The sequence below is a fragment of the Methylorubrum sp. Q1 genome (assembly GCF_004683995.1).
Taxonomy (GTDB): domain Bacteria; phylum Pseudomonadota; class Alphaproteobacteria; order Rhizobiales; family Beijerinckiaceae; genus Methylobacterium.
The window spans coordinates 168482-190192 of the sequence record NZ_SRHQ01000009.1; the positions used below are offsets into that span (position 1 = coordinate 168482).

18 protein-coding genes and 1 tRNA gene are annotated in these 21711 nt (G+C 66.8%); 7 read left to right on the forward strand and 12 right to left on the reverse strand.

Annotated elements, in window-relative coordinates:
- Positions 1-177 precede the first annotated feature (177 nt).
- Positions 178-253: transfer RNA gene (locus E4V01_RS11115), tRNA-Lys, on the forward strand.
- A 49-nt stretch (positions 254-302) separates the two neighbouring features.
- On the opposite strand, the gene E4V01_RS25675 is transcribed toward E4V01_RS11115, so the two are convergent.
- Positions 303-461, reverse strand: a complete 159-nt coding sequence (locus E4V01_RS25675) for a hypothetical protein (RefSeq protein ID WP_158509762.1) — start codon at positions 459-461, stop codon at positions 303-305.
- A gap of 396 nt (positions 462-857) precedes the next feature.
- Here E4V01_RS25675 and E4V01_RS11120 point away from each other — a divergent pair, with 396 nt between their 5' ends.
- Positions 858-1973, forward strand: coding sequence for a calcium-binding protein (locus E4V01_RS11120; RefSeq protein WP_135298369.1), 1116 nt, complete (start codon positions 858-860; stop codon positions 1971-1973).
- Between the two features lie 268 nt (positions 1974-2241).
- On the opposite strand, the gene E4V01_RS11125 is transcribed toward E4V01_RS11120, so the two are convergent.
- From E4V01_RS11125 to E4V01_RS11155, 7 genes are all read right to left on the reverse strand, one after another.
- A complete protein-coding gene (locus E4V01_RS11125) occupies positions 2242-2439 on the reverse strand; it encodes a hypothetical protein (protein WP_135298370.1) in 198 nt (65 codons plus the stop codon).
- Positions 2440-2516: 77 nt separating this feature from the next.
- Complete coding sequence (locus E4V01_RS11130) at positions 2517-2780, reverse strand: hypothetical protein (protein ID WP_135298371.1); 264 nt, start codon at positions 2778-2780, stop codon at positions 2517-2519.
- A gap of 123 nt (positions 2781-2903) precedes the next feature.
- Positions 2904-4520 carry a gamma-glutamyltransferase gene (ggt, locus tag E4V01_RS11135; RefSeq protein WP_193763190.1) on the reverse strand — a complete coding sequence of 539 codons (1617 nt, stop codon included), beginning with the start codon at positions 4518-4520 and terminating at the stop codon, positions 2904-2906.
- 173 nt (positions 4521-4693) lie between these two features.
- Complete coding sequence (locus E4V01_RS11140) at positions 4694-5587, reverse strand: polysaccharide deacetylase family protein (RefSeq protein WP_193763191.1); 894 nt, start codon at positions 5585-5587, stop codon at positions 4694-4696.
- Between the two features lie 41 nt (positions 5588-5628).
- On the reverse strand, positions 5629-8100 hold the full coding sequence (locus tag E4V01_RS11145; protein ID WP_135298374.1) for a branched-chain amino acid ABC transporter ATP-binding protein/permease: 2472 nt from the start codon (positions 8098-8100) through the stop codon (positions 5629-5631).
- Between the two features lie 2 nt (positions 8101-8102).
- The gene (locus E4V01_RS11150; protein WP_060772064.1) at positions 8103-8972 is read right to left on the reverse strand and encodes a branched-chain amino acid ABC transporter permease; all 870 of its coding nucleotides are present in this window, start codon (positions 8970-8972) and stop codon (positions 8103-8105) included.
- Positions 8973-9018: 46 nt separating this feature from the next.
- Positions 9019-10209, reverse strand: coding sequence for an ABC transporter substrate-binding protein (locus tag E4V01_RS11155; protein WP_135298375.1), 1191 nt, complete (start codon positions 10207-10209; stop codon positions 9019-9021).
- 210 nt (positions 10210-10419) lie between these two features.
- Between E4V01_RS11155 and E4V01_RS11160 the strand changes: the two genes are divergently transcribed.
- Positions 10420-10830, forward strand: a complete 411-nt coding sequence (locus E4V01_RS11160) for a nuclear transport factor 2 family protein (protein ID WP_135298376.1) — start codon at positions 10420-10422, stop codon at positions 10828-10830.
- 4 nt (positions 10831-10834) lie between these two features.
- Here the strand turns inward: E4V01_RS11160 and E4V01_RS11165 are convergent, their stop codons facing one another.
- Positions 10835-11536 carry a GntR family transcriptional regulator gene (locus E4V01_RS11165; protein ID WP_060772067.1) on the reverse strand — a complete coding sequence of 234 codons (702 nt, stop codon included), beginning with the start codon at positions 11534-11536 and terminating at the stop codon, positions 10835-10837.
- A gap of 460 nt (positions 11537-11996) precedes the next feature.
- The gene (locus tag E4V01_RS11170) at positions 11997-12452 is read right to left on the reverse strand and encodes a hypothetical protein (RefSeq protein ID WP_135298377.1); all 456 of its coding nucleotides are present in this window, start codon (positions 12450-12452) and stop codon (positions 11997-11999) included.
- A gap of 972 nt (positions 12453-13424) precedes the next feature.
- On the opposite strand from E4V01_RS11170, the gene E4V01_RS11175 reads away from it, so the two are divergent.
- On the forward strand, positions 13425-13796 hold the full coding sequence (locus E4V01_RS11175; RefSeq protein ID WP_135298378.1) for a hypothetical protein: 372 nt from the start codon (positions 13425-13427) through the stop codon (positions 13794-13796).
- Positions 13797-13869: 73 nt separating this feature from the next.
- Here the strand turns inward: E4V01_RS11175 and E4V01_RS11180 are convergent, their stop codons facing one another.
- Both E4V01_RS11180 and E4V01_RS11185 read right to left on the reverse strand, forming a co-directional pair.
- Complete coding sequence (locus tag E4V01_RS11180) at positions 13870-14886, reverse strand: PAS domain-containing protein (protein WP_135298379.1); 1017 nt, start codon at positions 14884-14886, stop codon at positions 13870-13872.
- 387 nt (positions 14887-15273) lie between these two features.
- Positions 15274-16608: an MFS transporter gene (locus E4V01_RS11185; protein ID WP_135298380.1), complete on the reverse strand. Its 1335-nt coding sequence runs from the start codon at positions 16606-16608 to the stop codon at positions 15274-15276.
- Positions 16609-16899: 291 nt separating this feature from the next.
- On the opposite strand from E4V01_RS11185, the gene E4V01_RS11190 reads away from it, so the two are divergent.
- The 3 genes from E4V01_RS11190 to E4V01_RS11200 all read left to right on the forward strand — a co-directional run bounded on the left by E4V01_RS11190 (position 16900) and on the right by E4V01_RS11200 (position 21698).
- A complete protein-coding gene (locus E4V01_RS11190) occupies positions 16900-17403 on the forward strand; it encodes a ferritin-like domain-containing protein (RefSeq protein ID WP_135298381.1) in 504 nt (167 codons plus the stop codon).
- A 190-nt stretch (positions 17404-17593) separates the two neighbouring features.
- Entirely contained in the window at positions 17594-19090 is a 1497-nt protein-coding gene (locus E4V01_RS11195) for a YdiU family protein (RefSeq protein ID WP_135298382.1), read from the forward strand.
- Between the two features lie 832 nt (positions 19091-19922).
- Positions 19923-21698: an acetolactate synthase 3 large subunit gene (locus E4V01_RS11200; RefSeq protein WP_060772444.1), complete on the forward strand. Its 1776-nt coding sequence runs from the start codon at positions 19923-19925 to the stop codon at positions 21696-21698.
- The last annotated feature ends 13 nt before the right edge of the window (positions 21699-21711 follow it).

Consider the following 21711-nt stretch of genomic DNA (forward strand, 5'->3'; position numbering starts at 1 on the left):
ACGATGCCGTCCGTCACGCGCTGGCGCGCATGTGAGGCTGTGCGGGACGCGAGATCCCGGCGGCACTTTGTCGGAAAACTTTTCCGAGGGGGCTGGACACGCCATCCGGTCGTTGCTAATCCGCCGCCACCGAACGGGATTGGTGGCCCGGCGGTCCAGCCTCCTCACCGAGGCTTCGGGCGCATAGCTCAGTTGGTAGAGCAGCTGACTCTTAATCAGCGGGTCCTAGGTTCGAACCCTAGTGCGCCCACCAAACATTCCAAGCACTGAGCCGATACCTCAGACGCCATTTCGATATGACGTCAGCGGCTCATCTCGACAAACCCTCCCGCTTCAATCTCGACTCCAGCCGCTTGCGCGCCCTCGGGGCGCTGTGCGACGGAGGTCGGGTGACCGCTCAGCGTGCGCAACGGCGCGTCGGTCAAGCCGGCCTCGACGTTGCCGCCGTGGCGCAGGTCCATCAACGTCACCTCCGGGCCGATGCCGAGATCGTCCAGCGGACGGGCATCCGCGTCGGGCAGATCGTCCTTGTCCGCAAAGGACCGTTCGCGGGCTTCCCGGCGATCGTCGATGCGATACTGCCGAACGACTCGGTGTGCGTGGCCACGAGCCCTTTCGGAGGCGCCTCAAATCTTTCGCTTGCACCTACAAAAGTTTAAGCGATCCAATGTCGCCAAAAGATAGAAAGCCCCAAAGTCGATTGAATTTTTATAATATGATATTTGACGGAGATGATTTAAATATTAAAATTTTATAATATCTGAATTTATCAAGTCTTACCTCCAAAGTGCGTCTGCGAAAAGTTTGCTGCACAGTTGATATTTTGCATTCGGGGCCGTGCAGCGAAGGCTCAAGCCATGCCCGCGATCAATGGAACCAATCAGGCAGATACCCTCCTCGGCACGGATGACGACGACATCATCGACGGGCGAGGCGGAAACGACAGCCTCACCGGCGGGGCCGGAAACGATATCTTGTACGGAGGATCCGGCGAGGATCGCCTCGATGGTGGCGATGGCGTCGATGTCCTTTGGGGAGGCAGTGGGCGCGACATGTTGATCGGTGGTAGCGGCGACCTTCTGTACGGAGAAGGCGGCAACGACCATTTCGTTCTGCTGACACCGGGACCGCGCGGCCCCTTGGACAAGATCGAAGCCTTCGGCGGCACTGGCGACGATAGTTTCACGGGGTCGGGATACTACAGCTTCCGCTTGGCCCTGCATGGCGACGCCGGTCGTGACAGCTTCAGCTTCGACTTCCTTCAGGCGAGCCACCTCGAGGGTGGAGACGGTGGGGACACGTTCGACATCAACACGATGTCGAGCGGCACGCTGTCGGGCGACGGTGGCAACGACAGCATGAGAATCGGCAGTGCGCTTGGTACGATCCACGGCGGCGACGGCAACGATACGATCTCGATCGGGTCTGCCAAATCCACGGCATACGTCTACGGCGATGCCGGAAACGACACCGTTTCGGTCAATGTCGGGCGCGCCGTCGTCGATGGCGGCGAGGGCAACGATCACCTGACGGGCGGCTACGATCGCTACGTGTCGAGCCAGTTCTACGGAGGGGCGGGGAACGACGTGATCACCAGTCGCGGGCATAACATCCTCGACGGCGGCGATGGACGCGACACGCTGGAGAGCGGCGCCTATCAGAATGTGATGACCGGGGGCGCGGGAGCGGATCGCTTCGTCTACGGCGATCTCGTTCAACTGGATATGATGGGCGCCGACACCATCACCGACTTCTCGGTCGCGTCCAGGGACAAGCTGGACCTGTCGGGGCTGCTCGCCAGGGTCGGGGCGTCGGCCGACCCCTTCGGCGATAGGTGGCTATCGCTCGCCGTGGTCGACGGGTCCACGGAAGTTCTGTTCGACAAGGATGGCGGTGCAGATAACTTCCAGACGCTTGTCGTCCTTCAGGGTATCGATATCACGCATCAACGGGACGTCGCATTGATCCTGTGAGTGCAGCCATTGCTGATGCGCTGCGCAGCTGTATGAAACCGCGCCAACGTCTGCGTTTTTGTTGTAATTTCCCGCCTGGGATCGATGTTGAGCCGCGACGGAGACGGGTTGTACGGCTTCTCCACCTTGGAGGCTGGTCCTATAGAGCGTGCCCTTAGTGTCTCTCGCAAAATTCCCTCGGCGCCGTCCTCGCCAAAGCGAGAACGGTCAGAGATCGGGGATTCTGTGAGGCACTCTCAGAGGACAGGGGCTTCAGGAAACCTGCAGCCTACCGGCTCCCGAAGCCGGTCTGTTCGCGCTCGATAGCCTTCAGGGCGCTTTCGTAGGCCTTGGCCTCGCTGGGGAAGGCTCGGTCAGACCGCTCGGTCAGCTTCCCGTACTTCCTGAGGGCCCATCCGAACTGGCCCTCGGGCTTCGTCAGCGGCTCGATGGTGATTGAGTAGGGGTGCGGCACTTCGTTGGTCATGGATGTCATATGCCATGCGGATCGCCCAGCCACTAGAGCCGTATCCGATCTGATTGCATCAGGCCGGCGTGTCTAGCTCATTGTTTTGACGCGCATTCTTTCGACGAACCGGTGGCCACTTCGTCGGAATGCGCGCTAGCGCCGCCGTTGGTAGACCATGGCTCCGGCAGGCTCATACGCTCCGGTCGTCGGGCGAAGCCAACCGGACGCCGGGATGCTTCGACCGACTCGTTCCAGCGGAAGGTGATGCGGTCGGTGCCGCTGGCGTTGACCGTGTCGTCGCCGGTCAGGGCGTGGACGCGGCTGTCTGTCTTTGCTCGAAAACGAGAATCGTCAGACACCGCAATTCGTCCAGGCGTCGACAGACCCTCAGCCGAGAAAGAGCGGCTCACACTTGCTCCAGAGCCATCCCGCATTTGGCTGCTGCCGTCGATAGACCGCCGTCGGGGCAGTCCGCATTTTGATCAAAGGCCGAGGGCTAAGCCGTCACTGCGCGGATCGTGGGCGCCGATGAAGCGGCCGTCATCTTCGATTCGGATCGCGCCCGGATGGCCGGCCAGGGGGCTCTGGGCGGGGATGGGGCTGATCTCGTGCCCTCGTGCCTTCAGCTCTTCGAACACGGCCTGACCCGCATCGAGTTCGAGCTTCAGGCTGTCGCGGCTGTCCGAGAACGTCTTACCCAGAAGGAACCGAGGGCGTGCGAGGGCGGTGAGCGGATCCATCCCGTAATCGATCAGGCGCGTCAGCACCGCCGACAAGGTCTGTGGTTGCCCATCTGCGCCCTGCGTTCCGTACAGCAACGTCGGACGGCCGTTCTTGAAGTACATGCCGGGATTGAGCGTGTGGAACGGGCGCTTTCCGGGGCGCAGCACGTTGATGCTGTTGGCGTCCACGCTGAAGGATGCGCCGCGATTGTGCCAAAGGATGCCGGTATCGCCCGCGACGACGCCGCTTCCCCAATCGAAATAGACCGTCTGCAGCAGGCTAACACAGTTGCCGTCCCGGTCGGCGGCTCCGATGAAGACGGTATCACCGGTCTTGAAGAGATGGGGCCAGGGCGCGGCCGTGCGCGAATCGATGCTCCGGGCCTGCGCATCGAGGTGCGAGGCCGAGAGGAGCCGCTCGACGGGCACATCGACGAAATCGGGATCGGCGATGAAGCGGTTGCGGTCGATGAAGGCCAGTTTCACGGCCTCGACGAGGAGGTGGTAGTAATCGGCGCTGCCCTCGGGAATGGAAGCCACGTCGAAGCGGTCGAGAACGCCCATGATCTCCAGGGTGGTGAGGCCCTGTGTCGGCGGGCGCAGGCTGATGAGCTCCCCGCCCCTATAGGGCACGCGCAGCGCGCTCTCGTTGCGCGCACGGCAGCGGGCAAGGTCGTCCGCCGTCAGGGGCGAGCCCGCCTGTTGCAGGCCGCGCGCGATCCGGCGGGCCAGCTCGCCCTCGTAGAAGTCGCGGCCGCCATTCTCCGCAAGCGTCGTGAGCGTGCGGGCGAGCTCGGGCTGCCGAAAAGTCTCCCCGGCCTCCAAGATGCGGCCTTCGGCGGTGAACACGCGCACGACATCGGGCCAGTTGCCGATCTCCTTGGCCCGGAAGTTCGCCCAGAAGCGTTGCGACGGCGTCAGGGGAAAGCCGTCCGATGCGTAGGCGATGGCGCGCTGGAACAGCCCTTTCCAGGATTGCCGCCCACCCCAGGCCCGCTGGCTGTAGGTGAAGGCTTGCTCCCAGGTATCAACGGCGGCCGCGGCGGTGATCGCCGAACCGGGTCCGCGCAGCGGGATCGGCTGGCCGTCCTCCGGCAGCGTCGCCGCCGCCTGGCCGATGCCGGACAGGGTGAAGCTGGCGCCGTTGCGGTCGCTGACGATCATGAACGCGTCACCGCCCAGACCGCAGAAATGCGGGTAGGTCACGCAGAGGGTGGCATTGATGGGGATTGCCGCCTCGATGGCGTTGCCGCCCGCCCGCAGCACCTCCCGTCCGACCTCGCTGGCGAGTTCGTGCGGGCTCGTCACCATGCCCTGACGGGACTGGGCGAGGGCGCCGCGGGGGGCGCTCGCTTCGGCGAAGAGACGGCTCGACATGGTCGTCGCTCCCAGAGCAGCCGCAGAGGTCAGGAGAAGTGCGCGCCGAGAGGCCGTCAGCGCGGGATGGTGGGGGTTTTTGCTAAGATCCATGGCGGCGTCTCCGGGGCTTCCGCTTGGGCCGAGCGAGAGACCGTCGCCCGGTGATGCCTGAGACCGGCCGCACGGTGCCGCTATTCCGGCAACTCGGCGGCGTGCGCCGCGATCGCGCCGGCCGTGGTAAGCCAGACCGTGTCGCGATGCCCGGCGATCCGTTCGAGCGCCTGCCGCAGGGGGCGTAAGCGGTGGGGCTGGCCGACGATGTAGGGATGCAAGGCGATGCCCATGACGAGCGGCGCGCGGCGCGACTGCTCCAGCATCTCCTCGACGGCATCGGTGATGGCCTCGGCGAAGGCGCGCCCCGTGTCCTTGCGGGCGACGATCGCCGGAATGTCGTTGAGTTCCTGCGGATAGGGCACCGAGAGGATGCGCCCGCCGTTCCGCGTCGCGAACCACGTCGGCTGGTCGTCGTGGCACCAATCGAGCAGGTAGCGGTAACCCGCCTCGGCCAGCAGATCCGGCGTGACCCGCGACTGCGAGATCCAGGGTCCGAGCCAGCCCGCGGGCGCCCTGCCCTCCTCCCGCGTCAGAACCGCGGTCGCCTCGGCGATCAGCGCCCGCTCCTCGGCCTCGGAGAGGGTGCCCTGCCGCTCGGAATTGCTGCGCCCGTGCCCGACGATCTCGTCGCCGCGGGCGCGGAAGGCCTCGATCAGGCCCGGGCAGTCCCGGTAGATCCGGCTGTTGACGAGGATGCTCGCCGGCATCCGTAGGTTGTCGAGCATGTCGCGCATGCGCCATGCGCCGACCCGGTTGCCCCAATCGCGCCAGGCATAATTCAGCACGTCCGGCTGCGGCCCGCCCGGCGCCAACTCGGCGCCGAGGCCGGCGCCGAAGTCGAAGGTTTCGAGGTTGAGCGCGAGGTAGACCGCGAGGCGTTTTCCACCCGGCCAGTCGTAGACCGGGCGGTCCGGCAGGGCGGAATAGGCGTAGCGGCCATGGCCGGCAGGGGATGGCGCCGATGTCGTCACGGGAAGGGTCTCGATCCTGTTGTTATGGGACGCGCGCACCGTCACGCCGCCCCGAGATAGGCCGCTTCGAGGGCCTCGTCCGTCCTGAGCTCCGCTGCCGTACCCTCCGCGGCGACGCGCCCCTGCTCCAGGACGTAGCCGCGGTCGGCCACGGTCAGCGCCAGCGCGGCCATCTGATCGACGATGAGGATCGTCGTGCCCTGGTCGCGCAGCTCGGCCACGGTCGCGTAGAGGCTGTTGATGATCGCCGGGGCGAGGCCGAGGGAGGGCTCGTCGAGCAGGAGGATACGCGGATGCGCCATCATCCCGCGGGCGATCGCCAGCATCTGCTGTTCTCCACCCGAGAGCAGGCCGGCGCGGCTGCCCGCCCGCTCGCGCAGGCGCGGGAACCGGTCGAGCAGGGCCTCCACCTCCACCGGATCGACCCGGCCGCCGCGGCTCCAGGCGCCGAGGCGGATGTTCTCGACGACGGTGAGTTCGGGAAAGACCTGGCGCCCTTCCGGCACCAGGGCGAGGCCGAGCCGCGCGATCTTGTGCGCCGGCAGCGCCGCCACGGGCGTGTCCGCCAGCACCACCGAGCCCTCCACCGGGCGCAGCAGGCCCGCGAGCGAGCGCATCACCGTCGATTTGCCGGCCCCGTTCGAGCCCAGCAAAGCCACGGTCTCGCCCGGCCGCACCGCGAGGGCGATGCCGTCGAGGACGGGCGCGGCGCCGTAGCCTGTGCGCAGGCCGTGGGCGGAGAGGACGGCGTCGGCCGGACCGCTCCAGGGCGCGGACCGCGGCCGGGCCGGGGTCTCGGCGGCTCCGAGATAGGCCCGCAGCACGGCGGGGTCCCGGCGCACCTCGGCGGGGGTGCCGCGGGCGATCGGGCGGCCGGCATCCATGACGAGGATGCGGTCGGACACGCCCATCACCAGGGGCATGTCGTGCTCGACGAGAATCACCGCGATGCCGCAGGCCGCGATCCGGCGCAGCAGCGCGCCGAGGCGGTCGGTCTCGGCCCGGGCGAGGCCGGCGGCCGGCTCGTCGAGGAGGAGCACTTTCGGGGATCCGGCCAGCGCGCGGGCGATCTCCACCAGCCGCCGGTCGACATGGGGCAGTTCGGAGGCCGGACGGTCGAGTTCGCCGGCATAGCCGACGAAGGCGAGCAGGGCCGCCGCATCCTGCCGGTCCCGCGCTTGCGCCCGGCGCAGCAGACGCCCAGGGGCGCGGGCGAGGATCACGTTCTCGATGACGCTGAGCGAGCCGAACAGCCGGGTCGTCTGGTAGGTGCGGGCGATGCCGGCGCGGGCGATGGCGTGGGCCGGCTTCCCGCTAAGTTCGCGCGCTCCGAGGCGGATCGTACCGGCGCTTGGGCGGTAGAAGCCCGAGATCATGTTGAGGACGGTGGTCTTGCCGGCGCCGTTCGGGCCGATGACGCTGGTAATGGCACCGGGGGGCGCGTCGAAGGCGACGCCGTCCGCTGCCCGGATCCCGCCGAAGGCGATGCCGAGCCCCTCGACGGCGAGCGGCACGCCCCCGGTCCGATGCAGGAAGTCCGGTGCCTCGGCTCCCGGCTCCGCGCGCGTTCCGCCACCCCGCGGTAGGAGACGACTGAGGCTGCCGACGATGCCCGCCGGCACGAGCCAGAGCACCACGAGGGTGGTCAGGCCGAAGAACAGCAGCCGGTACTCGGCGAGCCCGGCGAGCGCCTCGGGGAGGAGCACCGTCACCCCCGCGCCGAACAGGGGCCCGAGCACGGTGCCGGCCCCGCCGACCACCACCGCGAGGACGAACAGGATCGACTGCGTGAACGGGAACGAACTCGGCGCGATGAACAGCATGAGCGGCGGCAGCACCGCACCCGCGAGCCCGGTCAGCGCCGCCGAGATCGCGAAGGCGGCGGTCTTCACCCGCACCGGATCGAAGCCCAGTGAGGCGGCGGCGACATCGGCGTCGCGCACCGCGCGCAAAGCCTGGCCGAGACGGGCATGGCGGAGCCGGTGGAAGCCGTACAGGCTGAGACCCGCGCCGATCACCGCGAGCCAGGCGAGGTCGCGTTCGCCGAGGGGAAGGCCGAACAGGCTCGGGCCGATGGCGACCACGAGGCCGTTCTGCCCGCCGGTGAGTTCCCCGCCCTCGATCAGCGCGTGCTCGACCAGGAATCCGAAGGCGATCGTCACCATGGCGAGGTAGGGCCCGCGTACCCGCATCGCCGGCACGGCGAGCGCTGCGCCGACGAGGGCGGAGAGCCCGGCCGCGGCGGGAAGCGCCAGCCAGAAGCTCACGCCCTTGAGCGTCAGGATCGCGCTCGCATAGGCGCCGAGCGCGTAGAACCCGGCATGGCCGAACGAGATCAGCCCCGCGAGCCCGAGCAGGACGTTGAGGCCGGTTCCGGCCACCACCGTGAGTGCCGTGAGGGCGATGACGAAATGGCTGTAGCCGCTCGTCGCGGCGACGAGTGCGAGGCCCGCGAGCGTCAGGGCCAGGATGGCGAGCGGCATTGCGGCCGGCGCCCGGAGAAGCGAGCGCATGATCAGACCTTGTTGACGGCGGCGCGGCCGAGCAGCCCGTTCGGGCGGAGCGCCAGCGCGAGGATGATGACCGAGAAGACGACGATCTGGGTCGCACCGGAGCCGAGCGTGGCGGTGACGCCGGCCTCCACGAGGCCGTAGAGGAGGCCTGCCAGCACCACGCCGGTGGCCGAACCGATCCCGCCCAGGATCGCCACCGCGAAGGCCTTGATCCCGAACAGCGCGCCCATCTCGGCCGAGACGGAGAAGAGCGGCGCGATCAGCAGCCCCGCGGCGCCCGCGAGCACGGCGGAGAGCGCGAAGGCACAGGCCACGGTGCGGGCGACGTCGATGCCCATCAGCCGCGCGGCTTCAGAATTCTGCGCCACCGCCAGCAGCACCCGGCCGAGTTCCGTGCCGCGGAACACCGCGCGGATCGCGACCGCTGCCGCGACGCCGACTACGGGGATCAGGAGCTGGAGCGGGTAGACGCCCGCGCCCAGAACCTGCACGGGCGCCGCGACCAGCGCCGAGGGCAGGCTGCGCGGCTCCTTGCCGAAGGTGAACAAGAGGACGTTGTCGAGGATGATGCCGCCGGCCACCGTCGCCAGGAGCCAGGCATCGGAGCCGCGCACCACGAAGGGGCGCACCAGCAGGCGCTCGACGGCGAGGCCGAGCCCTGCGCAGCCGGCCAAAGACGCGGCGACCGCCAGCGGCATCGGCCAGCCGAGCTGAACCGCGAAGGTGTAGCCCAGCACCGCCCCGAGGGTGACGGCGCTCCCTTGCGCGAAGTTCACGGTGCCGGAGACCGCGAAGGTGATGTGGAAGCCGAGCGCCACCAGCCCGTACATGCTGCCGAGGCCGAGCCCGCTGACGAGGGTGCTGGTCAGCATGGTGACATCCCCTGCCCTCTTCCGGGAAGGCGGCTCCGGACGCCGTTCACTTGGTCACCGCGACGATCTCGCCGTTCTTGAAGCTTGCGAAGATGTAGTCGTCCGGCCTCAAGGCGTCGTGCTGGCCCGGTGCGAACGGCGCCTCGTAGGTCTTGATCAGTCCGGAATAGGGCGCGACCTTGTAGAAGCCGTCGCGCACCTTCGGCCCCTCGGTGGCGCCGGCCGCCTGGATCGCCAGGGCGATCAGGTGGGTGGCGTCGTAGGCGTTGGCGATGCCGACGGCGGGGGTGACGTCGGCCATGGACTTGATCGCCGGGTACTTCGCCTTGAGCGCGTCGAGTACCGCCTTCGCCTTCGGGCTGTCGTTGCCGGCGAAGGTGAAGGTCTGGACGAAGTGCACCCGCGCCGCGCCGGGGCCCGCGAGTTCGTCGAAGCGCCCGCCCGCCGGTCCCCAATGGGAGATCACCGGCACGGTCCAGCCCATCCGGTCGAGGGACTTCACCACCTGGGCCGACGGGCCGACATTGCCGACGAGGAACAATGCGTCGGCCCCGGCCTCGCGCAGCCGGGAGAGCTGCGGGACCATGTCGATGTCGTTGGCCTCGTACTTCTCGATGCCGGCGCTGGGCAGGCCCGCGGCCTTCAGCGCCGCGACCAGCCCCTGTTGGTTCGACTCGCCCCAGGCGTTGTTGACGAGGATCGCGCCGGGCTTCTTCGCCCCGTAGGTCTTCACCGCGTAGGCGACGAGGGCCTCGTCCACGAGCGCGTCGACCGCCGAGACCCGGAAGACGTAGTTGTCGGCCGCCCCGTTGCGGGTGATGCCGGTGCCCGCCGCCCAGGGCCCGACGAAGGGCACCTTCATCTGGTTGGCGATCGGCACGATCGCCATCGAGACCGGGGTGTCGAGCCCGCCGATCAGCGCGACGACACCGGCACGCTGGACCAGCTCGCGGGCGGCAAGCACGCCCTTGGACGGGTTGGCCTCGTCGTCGCGGGCAACCAGTTCCAGCGGCCGGCCGAGGACGCCGCCGTTGCGGTTGATCTCTTCGATCGCCAGCCCGATCCCGCGGGAGATCGCCTCGCCGGATTTTGCCGATTGGCCGCTGAGCGCGGTGACGAGACCGATCTTCACCGGCTCGGCGGCCCGGACGGCACCGATGCTCGTGACGCCCGCCAAAAGGCCGCCGAGGATGAGACGCCGTGCGAGGGATCGAGCGAGCTTGAGGCGTTGGGGCATGGCGATCCGGCTCCGTATGCGGTCGACCAAAGACCGCAACGGGCGTGCCAGATGAAAGGCGCTTGATTCTACTCGCATTTTCCCGTCCGAATCCCGCTGTCCGCCGATTGTGCACAAAGTCCCGGAAAAGTGCATACACTTTCTGCATGCACGCATGTCGCGGTAGCATCATGTTCAGCGCGCCACGGCCGACACCAGGGAGATTGCGGTATGGATGCGAAGGCAACGCAGAGCGCGCGCGATGCGGCGGCGGTGACGGCCTATCTGGAAGCTTCGATGGTGCCCGATCCCGAAACGGCGGCGCGCTACATGGCGCCCGGCATCGCGATCGTCTTCACCGGCGGCCGGGTGTTCCACCATCCGCGCGAGGTCACGGCGTTCAACGCCGGGCGATACGCCTGGGTCAAGAAGCGGATGGAGCGGCTCGACGTGGTTCCGGGTGAGGGCCAAACCACGGTCTACAGTCTCGGCACCCTCTACGGCGCGTGGCCGGACGGTACCGCGTTCGAGGGCAACCGCTACGTCGACCGCTTCACCGTGAGGGACGGTCTGATCATCTCGATGGAGGTGTGGAACGACAGCGCCGAGCGGCTGCTCGAACGGCAGGGCGGATCGGCCTGACCCCTCAGCCGTCGATGTAGGGCGCGAGCAAGCGGATGAGGTCGTGCTCGCGCCTGGGCTCCTTGAGGATGCGCGCCCGCTCGGCCACCGCGTCGAGGTGGTGATCCATCAGTGTGGTTGCGCGCCCGGCGTCGCCTGCGACGAGCGCCGCCACGATCTCCTGGTGCTCGCTCACCGCGCAGTCCGACGAGTGCGGCCGGCTGTAGAGCGACAGGATCAGGGCACAGCGGTAGCCCAGTTCGGCGACGTAGCGGCGGAGAACCGGACTCCCGGTCATCTCGGCGAGCAGCAGGTGAAACTCGGTGGCGAGCCGGATCGAGGCTCCCTCGGGACCGCCGCTCGCCCGCTCTTCTCCCGCGATATGTGCCTCGAGCACGGCTTGCTGCTCGGCACTCAGGCGGCCGGCGAGGCGCTGGACCACGAGGCGCTCCAGGCTGATGCGCACGTCGAAGGTGTCGCGCGCCTCCTCCCAGCTCGGGCTCGCCACGACCGCTATGCGGTTCCGGCGCAGTTCGACCAAGCCCTCGCCCGCGAGCTGGCCAAGCGCCTGTCGCGCGATGGTCCGGCTGACGCTGAACCGCTCGCCGAGCGCGTCCTCCGGCAGCCGGTCTCCCGGGGTCAGGGCCCGCTCCACGATCGCCCGCCGCAGGGATCGGCAGATCGTTCCGACACGGTCGGTCGGGTAGTTCGTCTCACCCTGTCTCATCGCGGACGTGCATCAACCTTTTGACGATGGGTAAAACGTTTTCGACCGACACGGCGAACCGATTCGAGCGCAGGTCTCCCTTCGAACCGCCTGAAAGCCGGTTCGCAGCAGATGCACAAATGACGCCGAAGCACCTTGGCTTCGCCTGCCCAGCTCGGTGAACCGGCGCAACGCGTGGATGACGCGCCCCGTTGCGGTTGGCCCCTGCTCCTTACCAGGCGCGTTGTCGAGTTGAGCACGAAGGTCAGCACCTCCGGTGCTCTCCAACCTGATCGCGGGTATAGAGCGCCGTGCATTCACGGTCGTCCGGACGAAAATTTCTCTCAGATCATGAGGCAGTAAAAACGTAAATTTTGTCACTCGCTTTCATGAATGTTGATCACAGACGGTTAATTGAATATATTTGCCGAGCGATCATGTGAAACGTATAAGCGCTGAATTCAGTCGCGATAAAGCAACGCTATGCTTTGCCGTCACGTGCGTAGGGGCGGGGCGAAAAGTCATGGGGGCCGTCGGGCCGTGCAGGAAACGGTTCCTGTCGGTGCCGTTCTCCGGTTGCAACTGCTTGAGCGCGTCGCAGTTCGGCCGTCCTTTCATCAATGGCGTCACGGCAGGACGGGAGGCCGTGCGCGTCCATGGTCGTGCCGAGCAGCAAGTGGTCCTGGTCGATCGACATCCGCCACCTGCGGCCTGATCCGTCCCGTGCGGTCATAGCCGCCATGCACCGATCGAGGAAATCGAGGCGCATACCATCGTCCGTGGAGGCCGCTTCGAGGGCTGCGCAGATCAGATCGATCTCTTCACGGGTAAGCCAGACCGTCGATGTTCCGAAGCCCTGGCGCTCAGCCTCGGCCATCTCGTTCGAGAGGCGGTCTGCCAGCGCTTTGCGCGATATTCCGGGAATAGAAGCGGTCATGGGCAGCCTTCCATGCATCCGTTTCGCCTTTTCTCACCCCGGCAGACAAGATCTGCACCCTGGCCCGGTCACAAACCGATCAAGGTGCGTACCGCGCTCGCTCGTCCATTTTCTCAAACGCTCACGGCTCGCTCAGGACGGCGGATTTCGGAGGATCCGGTGGCTCCCCGTTTTTGCGTCGTCTTATCCCGCACGAAGGCGCGTCCCTTCGAGACGGAGCCTGTTCAAGACCGCGTCCTGACCGCCGCCTGTTCCGGGGGGCTTGGAAAGGTCCCACGTCTCTCTCTGAGTTTGGCCTGCTCCTGCCCTCCGGCGACGTGTCTGCACCGGAAACCGGCCGGGCGCGGCCCTCGACTCGTCGCTGCTGGAAGACAATCGCGAACGGAAAGATCTGGTTGCCGGGCGCGAGACAGGGCGGAGCAGGGTCCGAAGGCGCGATCATCACGAACACGATAAGCCCACCGTTCAAAGGCTTGCGGTCTTGGCGTTCGCCGCGAGCCATTCATGGCAACCGGGCGTGATCGCCGCCGATGAGGCTGACAGCCCGAGCATCCGGTACGGTACGCTCGTCCCGTCAGACGCAACGAATTTCTCGATCCGGCCGTCGGTACCGTGCCGAACGACGGTACCAGAATATACACCCCTGAACGTAATTCTGCGCCCCGCCACAGCCAAGACGTGAGATTGGTGGGCCGGCAAGGATGAAGATGCCGACCCACCAGCCGCTGGCCCGACAGCATCGGCGCAGCAAAACAATTCAAATGATACCTTTGCCTGTTGTCAAGCTTCGCCGGTGCGCGATGACTACTTCGTGATTTTGGACCGATTGTATCGGTTCGGCTGCTCCGCGATCGTGATTGCTGTGCGACGGGTGGCCCTTCGCACGCCCTCTGCGTTTGCCCGAAAGCCGACCCTTCAAATGCGACGGGTCGCGTACATGCCCTCGCAACCGCGGTTTTCTAGAACGCGGCCATGGGTTCACTTGCTTCCGAGCTACGATTCCTGGGCGTGGCCGCCGCTCTCGGCAGCTTGCTGGTCATGATGTTCGCTCGTGAGCCGAACATCGCGTCGGTGACCTGGGGCCTCGCCGGTCTCGTTTTCTTCGGAGCGACCCGGCTCGTCCCTGACCGTAAGCCGGCACCGGTGATTGCAAAGAATGCGGTCGCCGTGAAGCCGACCGACACGATGCACGAGAGCGAAGCCGAACCTCCCGTGGCTGCGGTGCCGGCCGACGTCCATGCCGCACTCCAGCGCAAGGTTCGCCTGACACCAACACCGAACCCGATCATCGCCTCCTCGGTCCTGCCCCGCTCACGGGTTGCGCGTTCGCCGGCGACGACCTGATCGCGCGGGCCCGATCGGCGTCGAGCTGAAATCGGGGCAGTATTCCGGCTCCGCCCGACGCGAGCAGGACGGCTCAGACTTTTCCGAGGGCGAGCGTCCCGTCATCCATGAACGAGAAGACGATCCCGTGCCTCCGCAAGGCGCTTATCGCGGCCTGCAACGCGCGCCGGGAGGCACTCACGTCCTCGTCCTCGAGCCGGCGGACCGTTGAGAACGAGACTCCGGCCGCTTCGGCAAGTTGCTGCATCGACCAGTCGAGCAGAGCGCGACCCGCCCGCAGATGGATGCCGCGGACAAGCTGCTCCAGGCTCTCCCGCATGATCCCGGGCACGGCCCCGTCGAGATGGAGCGGCGCGATGTAGTTCACCCAACCATCGTCGTCGCCGCTCGCGTTCCGCATCGGCACCATCACCATGCGGTAGGCTGCGATCGCGCCGCTTGCCAGAATGAGACGAGGACGCGTGTGGACGACCTGCCGCGTGAGGTAGAGTTCTCGGCCGTGTTCACGCCAACGCGCGCGTTCCTCCTTCAGCACGGGCAGCGTCGGCTCCTCGAGCAGGGCCTGTCTCGGCAACCCGACCAGCTGCAGCCACTCGGGCGAAAAATCGGTGTAGGGGTAGATGGCGGTGACAGAGGTAAACGCCCCGGTCCGCTCGAAGAGAGCTCTTTTGCGCCGACGTTCCGCGGCCTGCGCGCGCGCCAGCATCTCACGGTCGCTCACATCGATCAGCACGCCCATGGCCTGAAGCGGGCGCCCGTCCGGCGCCATGATCACCTCGCCGCGGCTCATCACCGTGCGCAGCGTTCCATCCGGACGAATGATCCGGAAGGTCTGCTGGATCATGTGGCCGGTCTGAAGCATCTCCGACGTCGAGGTGATACTGTCCCGGTCCTCCGGATGGACGAGGGCGAAGAGCAGGCCGTATTCCGCCCGCGCTGCGGTCTGTTCGAGGCCGAGGATGCGAAACAGACCCGGCGACCAGACGTGCTCATCCGTGGCGAATCTCCACGACCACGTTCCGGTCAGGCCGAAGCCTTCGACCATACGAAGGATTTCGTGGGGCATGATCGGGGACACAGCCGTGGGCATATCCCGGTTTCTCTAACGAGAGAATGATTTCGTGCGACCAGATTGTGCGCGGCGCTCCACTTACGACCTCGATAGCAGAGGAGCGCTGAGGGCAAAACTAACATATGTGTTGCATGCGTAGTTCAGCTTTCCCTTGGGGAGAAGGTGTCAGCGGAATCTTCAGAATGCCGCGCGATCACGATCGCCGCGTTCGGCGCCGCCAACCAATGTCGTCGACATGGGCCATTCTACTGCGAGCCTGCCGCCCTCGATCCGGCAAGGCGTGACGTCCAGCTTTGCGTTCGGTCGTCCGTGGCAGGTTCAGGGCCGCCTGTCCGCCATCCTACGGGCTCGACACCGGTCCAGCGGATCGCGGCGTGGCATCCGTCGGTCGCGGCGCCGGCAATGTCACGGTCGATTTGGCTCCGGTCGAGCGTCTCCCTCGGGGCTTCGGGCCGGTCCGGCATCCGCGCATGCGCCCGTATCCCGTGCGATGTCCCGGCCGAGGCGGAGAACCGCGAGCCCTGCCAGAACCAGCACGGCGGCAACCGCAGCCAACGCGTCGTCGAAGCGTCCGGTCGCATCGCGGATCCAGCCCATGAGGGCGGGCCCGGCAAATCCGCCGAGGCTTCCGAGCGCGTTGATCAGGGCGATGCCGCCCGCGGCTGCGCTGCCCGTGAGGAGGCGGGTGGGCAGTGTCCAGAAGGTCGGCAGAGCCGCGAAAACGCCGAGTGCCGCCGCGCTGAGCGCGGCGATGGTCAGGAGCGGTGTGCCGGCTCGGCTCGCGGCGAAGAGAGCGAGGCCGGCGGCCACGGTCGGGATCGCGACATGTCGGGTGCGCTCACCCGTGCGGTCGGAATGGCGTGTCCAGGCCAGCATGCCCGCAGCCGAGACGATGTAGGGAACGGCGGTCACGAACCCCGTCGCCGTCGTCGTGAAGCCGAAGCCGCTTACGATCTGCGGCAACCACAGGCCGACGGCGTAGAGTCCGGTGCTGAGTCCGAAATAGACCAGCCCGAGCCCGAGCACTCGCGGATCGAGCAGGGCCGCACTCAGATGCGCGGTCCGGTTCGGGCTGAGCCGGCGATCCTCCGCCATCCGCGCCACGAGGCTCGCCCGTTCGTCGGCGGTCAGCCAGGAGGCGCGTTCCGGCCGGTCGGTCAGCACGAACAGGGTTGCGATGCCCAGAAGCAGACTGGGTGCGGCTTCCAGCAGGTAGAGCCACTGCCAGCCCGCAAGCCCGAGCCAGCCTTCGGTGAGGCTCATGACGAGGCCCGACAGCGGCGCACCGATCGCCGCCGAGAGCGGCACCGCCATCATGAAGGTCCCGACGATGCCGGCGCGCTGTCGGGCGGGAAACCAGTAGGTGAGATAGAGGATGATGCCGGGGAAGAAGCCGGCCTCGGCGAGCCCGAGTCCGACGCGCACGAGGTAGAACGACCACTCGCCGACGACGAGCGCGGTCGAGGCCGAAATCAGCGACCACGTCACCATGATCCGCGCGATCCAGACCCGCGCCCCGACCCGCTCCAGGATCAGGTTGCTCGGCACCTCGAAGGCGACGTAACCGAGAAAGAACAGGCCCGCCCCGAACCCGTAGGCCGTTGCCGACAGGCCGAGATCCCGGTTCATCGTGAGTGCGGCGAAGCCGACATTCACCCGGTCGAGATAGGCGAAGAAGTAGCACAGCATCAGGAAGGGCAGCAGGCGCCGCGCCACCTTGCTCGTGAGCGCATCCGCCATGCCGTCACCCCGTCCGATCGCCTTGCCGCAGGCCGTGCGCGGGGATCTCGTACCGGACTTGCCGGGGGCCGGATAGAAGCGGGTTCAGGCGCCGCCACGGGGGTGACCGCCGATCGCCGCAGGGCGCCGCCGGGATTGGAAAATAGAACTATGTTGTCCCAAACGTGAAGCGAAGCCGTTGGCGATGCCAGAACCTATGGCTGGCGTATCGGAACCGCCGCAGCGCCGTCGGGCTTCCCTTGCGACGGGACTTGCTCAGGCATGGGCCCGAGACCGTTACAGGAGGACGCCATGGGTCTGTTCACGAAGGACATCAAATCGCTGGACGACCTCTTCGTGCACACGTTGCAGGATGTCTATTACGCCGAGAACCAGATCACCAAAGCTCTGCCGACGATGATCGGAAAGACGACGAACGCGCAGCTGCGCCAGGGATTCGAGACGCATCTGCGCGAGACGGAAGGGCAGATCAAACGCCTCGAACAGGTGTTCGAGATGCACGGTCACAAGCCGAAGGCGGTCAACTGCCCTGCCATCGACGGGATCATTAAGGAAGCCAACGAGACCGCCGGCGAGGTCGCCGACAAGGAGGTGCTCGATGCCGCCCTGCTCGCGGCGGCGCAGGCTGTCGAGCATTACGAGATCGCACGCTACGGCACCCTCGTCGCGTGGGCCAAGCGGCTCGGCCGCGACGATTGCGCGGCGGTGCTCCAGCAGACGCTCGACGAGGAAAAGGCGACTGACCAGAAGCTCACGGCTCTGGCCGAGAGCCGGGTGAACCAGAAGGCGGCCTGAACACCCCGACGAAAGGACCGCCGTGGCTCCATCACCGGTCGGCTCTGATCGGATCGGCAACCCGGTGATCCCGTCGTGCCGGACGTAGCGGTCCTCGTGCCTTCCGGCGCGGGGACCTTGCGTTCGGCCCGGCCCTTCGCTTTGCTCTGCCCGCGTCTCGCACTGAGCCGCTTTCACACCGGTACTGCCGATGACCGCCCTCTTTCCCTTCGACAACAGCTACGCGCGCTTGCCCGGCCGCTTCTTCGGCCGGGTCGTGCCGACGGCGGTCGAGGCACCCCGGTTGGTCCGGCTGAACCGGGCGCTGGCCGTGGATCTCGGCCTCGATCCCGATCGTCTCGAAAGCCCGGAGGGCGTCGACGTCCTGGCCGGACGGCGGGTTCCGGAAGGTGCTGAGCCGCTAGCGGCGGCCTATGCCGGGCACCAGTTCGGGCAATTCGTGCCGCAACTCGGCGACGGGCGTGCGATCCTGCTGGGCGAGGTCGTCGGTCGCGACGGGCACCGCCGCGACATCCAACTCAAAGGATCTGGTCCGACCCCCTTTTCCCGCCAGGGCGACGGACGCGCCGCCCTCGGTCCGGTGCTGCGCGAGTATCTCGTCAGCGAGGCGATGCACGCCCTCGGCATTCCGACCACCCGCGCGCTCGCGGCCGTGACCACCGGCGAGCGGGTGATCCGCGAGACGGTGCTGCCGGGCGCGGTGCTGACGCGTGTCGCATCGAGCCATATCCGAGTCGGGTCGTTCCAGTTCTTCGCCGCCCGCGGGGACGTCGAGGGTCTGCGCGCGCTCGCCGACCACGCCATCGCGCGCCACGATCCCGAGGCGGCGCGTGCCGACAATCCCTACCGCGCCCTGCTGGACGGTGTGATCCGCCGTCAGGCCGAGCTGGTCGCGCGTTGGCTCACCGTCGGCTTCATCCACGGCGTGATGAACACCGACAACATGTCGATTGCCGGCGAGACCATCGATTACGGTCCTTGCGCCTTTCTCGACACCTACGACCCTGCAACCGCCTTCAGCTCCATCGATCGCCATGGGCGCTACGCCTACGGCAACCAACCGCGCATCGCCCTCTGGAACCTCACCCGGCTCGCGGAGGCCCTGCTGCCCCTTCTCTCGGACGACGAGACGCAGGCTGTTGCCGAGGCCGAGGCGGCGCTGACCGGCTTCGCCGGCCAGTTCGAGGCGGCCTATCACGGCGGATTGAACCGCAAGCTCGGTCTCGCCACGACGCGCGACGGCGATCCCGCACTTGCGGGCGATCTCCTGAAAACCATGGCCGAGAACGAGGCCGACTTCACCCTCACCTTCCGGCGCCTCGGCGAGGCTGCGCCGGGACCCGATGGCGAACCGGATCCGGCCGCTGTCGAAGCCGTGCGGAGTCTTTTCATCGATCCGACCGCCTTCGATCGCTGGGCCGAAGGCTGGCGCAGGCGGCTCGAGGAGGAAGCCGGCGATGCTGCCGCCCGGCGGCAGATCATGAGGGCCGCCAACCCCGCTTTCATCCCACGCAACCACCGCGTCGAGGAGATGATCGCGGCCGCGGTCGAACGGCAGGATTTCGCATCGTTCGAGACACTGTTGATGGTCCTCGCACGCCCCTACGACGACCAGCCGGATTTCGCACAATATGCCGAGCCTCCGGAAGGCGGAGGCCGGGGATATCGCACCTTCTGCGGAACCTGAGAAAGAATATTTTCGTCAGTATATTTGGTATCGAGCAACCGTTATGTGATATAAGCGCCTGCATGAGATTTTATATATATTTGCAATCAAACGTAATCGAGACGAATCGCTCGATAGGGATGCACTTCTAACGCTCGTCCTCGATCGATCGGCTCCTGAGATGTCGTCGAGGCGTTCGTCATCGCGCAAACCGTCCGCTCACTCCAGACGGTTCTGCTGTCGCCCGCAGCCTGGGCTGCCCTGCTCGGCCGCCTGTTCGTACGGGTCTCCACCCTTGCGGTCAGCGGCAATCGGCTGCGAGATGTGCGCCCGCGCCGCCGATGCGGCGGCGGTGGACGAGTGGGGCGCAGCGACGCTCAGGCCGCTTCCGAACCGGCGCTTTGACGTCGAGCATCGCCGGCGTGCCGCGGACGTCCGAACCGTCGCCGCAATCGGAGCGTCTCCGCGCCGAGGTGACGCACTTCCCGGGCACGGTGCGGGCGGCCTGAAGCGGCGGAACGGCGGGGCGCGTATCGAATACAAGCTTCGCCGCCGCAAATACGGGATCTGCGGATTGACGGGAGGGTGCGCATCGCTTACTCCGCGCCCCTCACTTGCAGAATGTCACTTGCAGGTCACTCGCCGAAACTCGGCGGGTCAGCGGCAAACGGATCGACGATGCGCACGGTTCTTATCGTAGTGGAAGCGCCACAGACGGGGCGGGCTTGATCTCAAGCCTGACAGGCCCGGTCGGTGGCGCATGCAGGGTCCCTCGGGGCCCTTTTTTATTGCGCGAAACCCAGCGGGCCGGCATGCGGATCGGAAGACGAAGAACGGATTGATGGAGGAATCGATGAGCGGCGAGGTCATGACCGGGGCCCAGATGGTCATCCGGGCGTTCCAGGATCAGGGCGTGGATACCCTGTTCGGCTATCCGGGCGGCGCGGTGCTGCCGATCTATGACGCCCTCTTCGACGAGACCAAGATCCAGCACGTGCTGGTGCGCCATGAGCAGGGCGCGGTCCACGCGGCCGAGGGCTATGCCCGTTCGTCGGGCAAGGTCGGCGTTGTCCTCGTCACGTCCGGCCCTGGGGCCACCAATATCGTCACCGGCCTCACCGACGCGATGCTGGACTCGATCCCGCTCGTCGCGGTGACGGGTCAGGTTCCAACGCACCTGATCGGTTCGGACGCGTTCCAGGAATGTGACACGGTCGGCATCACCCGGCACTGCACGAAGCACAACTACCTCGTCAAATCGATCGAGGACCTGCCGCGCATCCTGCACGAGGCGTTCTACGTCGCCAGCCACGGTCGTCCCGGCCCGGTCGTCATCGACCTGCCGAAGGATATTCAGTTCGCGAGCGGGGTCTACTCCCGCCCGGCGCAGGACGGCCACAAGACCTACAACCCGCCGGTGAAGGGCGATCCCGACAAGATCCGCGCAGCGGTCGAGCTCATGGCGGGCGCGCGCCGCCCGGTCTTCTATACCGGCGGCGGCGTGATCAATTCAGGCCCGGAAGCCTCGCGTCTGCTGCGGGAGCTGGTCGCCGAAACCGGCTTCCCGGTCACGTCCACGCTGATGGGCCTCGGTGCCTTCCCGGCTTCTGACGACAAGTTCCTCGGAATGCTGGGCATGCACGGCACCTACGAGGCCAATCTCGCGATGCACGATTGCGACGTGATGATCTGCATCGGCGCGCGCTTCGACGACCGCATCACCGGCCGCCTCGACGCCTTCGCGCCGTTCTCGAAGAAGATCCACGTCGATGTCGACGCCTCGTCGATCAACAAGGTCGTGAAGGTCGATGTCGGCATCCTCGGCGATTGCGCCGCGGTGCTGGAGGAGATGCTCGCCCAGTGGCGCGCCCTGCCCAAGCAGCCCGACAAGCATCGGATGGAGGACTGGTTCAACAAGATCAGCCGCTGGAAGTCCCGCGACTGCCTCGCCTACTGGCCGTCGGGCACGATCATCAAGCCGCAATACGCGGTGCAGCGGCTCTACGAGGCGTGCAAGGACCGCAAGACCTTCGTCACGACCGAGGTCGGCCAGCACCAGATGTGGGCGGCGCAGTACTTCAAGTTCGATGAGCCGAACCGCTGGATGACCTCGGGCGGCCTCGGCACCATGGGCTACGGCCTGCCGGCGGCGATCGGCACGCAGCTCGCCAACCCCGACGGCCTCGTCATCGACATCGCGGGCGAGGCCTCGATCCTGATGAACATGCAGGAGATGTCGACGGCGGTGCAGTACCGGCTGCCGGTCAAGATCTTCATCCTGAACAACGAGTATATGGGGATGGTGCGCCAGTGGCAGGAGCTGCTGCACGGCTCGCGCTACTCGCAGAGCTACTCGGAGAGCCTGCCCGACTTCGTGAAGCTGGCCGAGGCCTACGGCGCCAAGGGGATCCGGTGCGAGAAGCCCGGTGAACTCGACGCGGCGATCCAGGAGATGCTGGACTACGACGGTCCGGTGATCTTCGACTGCATCGTCGACAAGAAGGAAAACTGCTTCCCGATGATCCCGTCGGGCAAGGCGCATAACGAGATGCTGCTGTCCGACTATCTCGGTGAGACCGGGGTGGAGATCGGCGACGTCATCTCGGCCGAGGGCAAGATGCTGGTCTGATCGGCCCCGCATC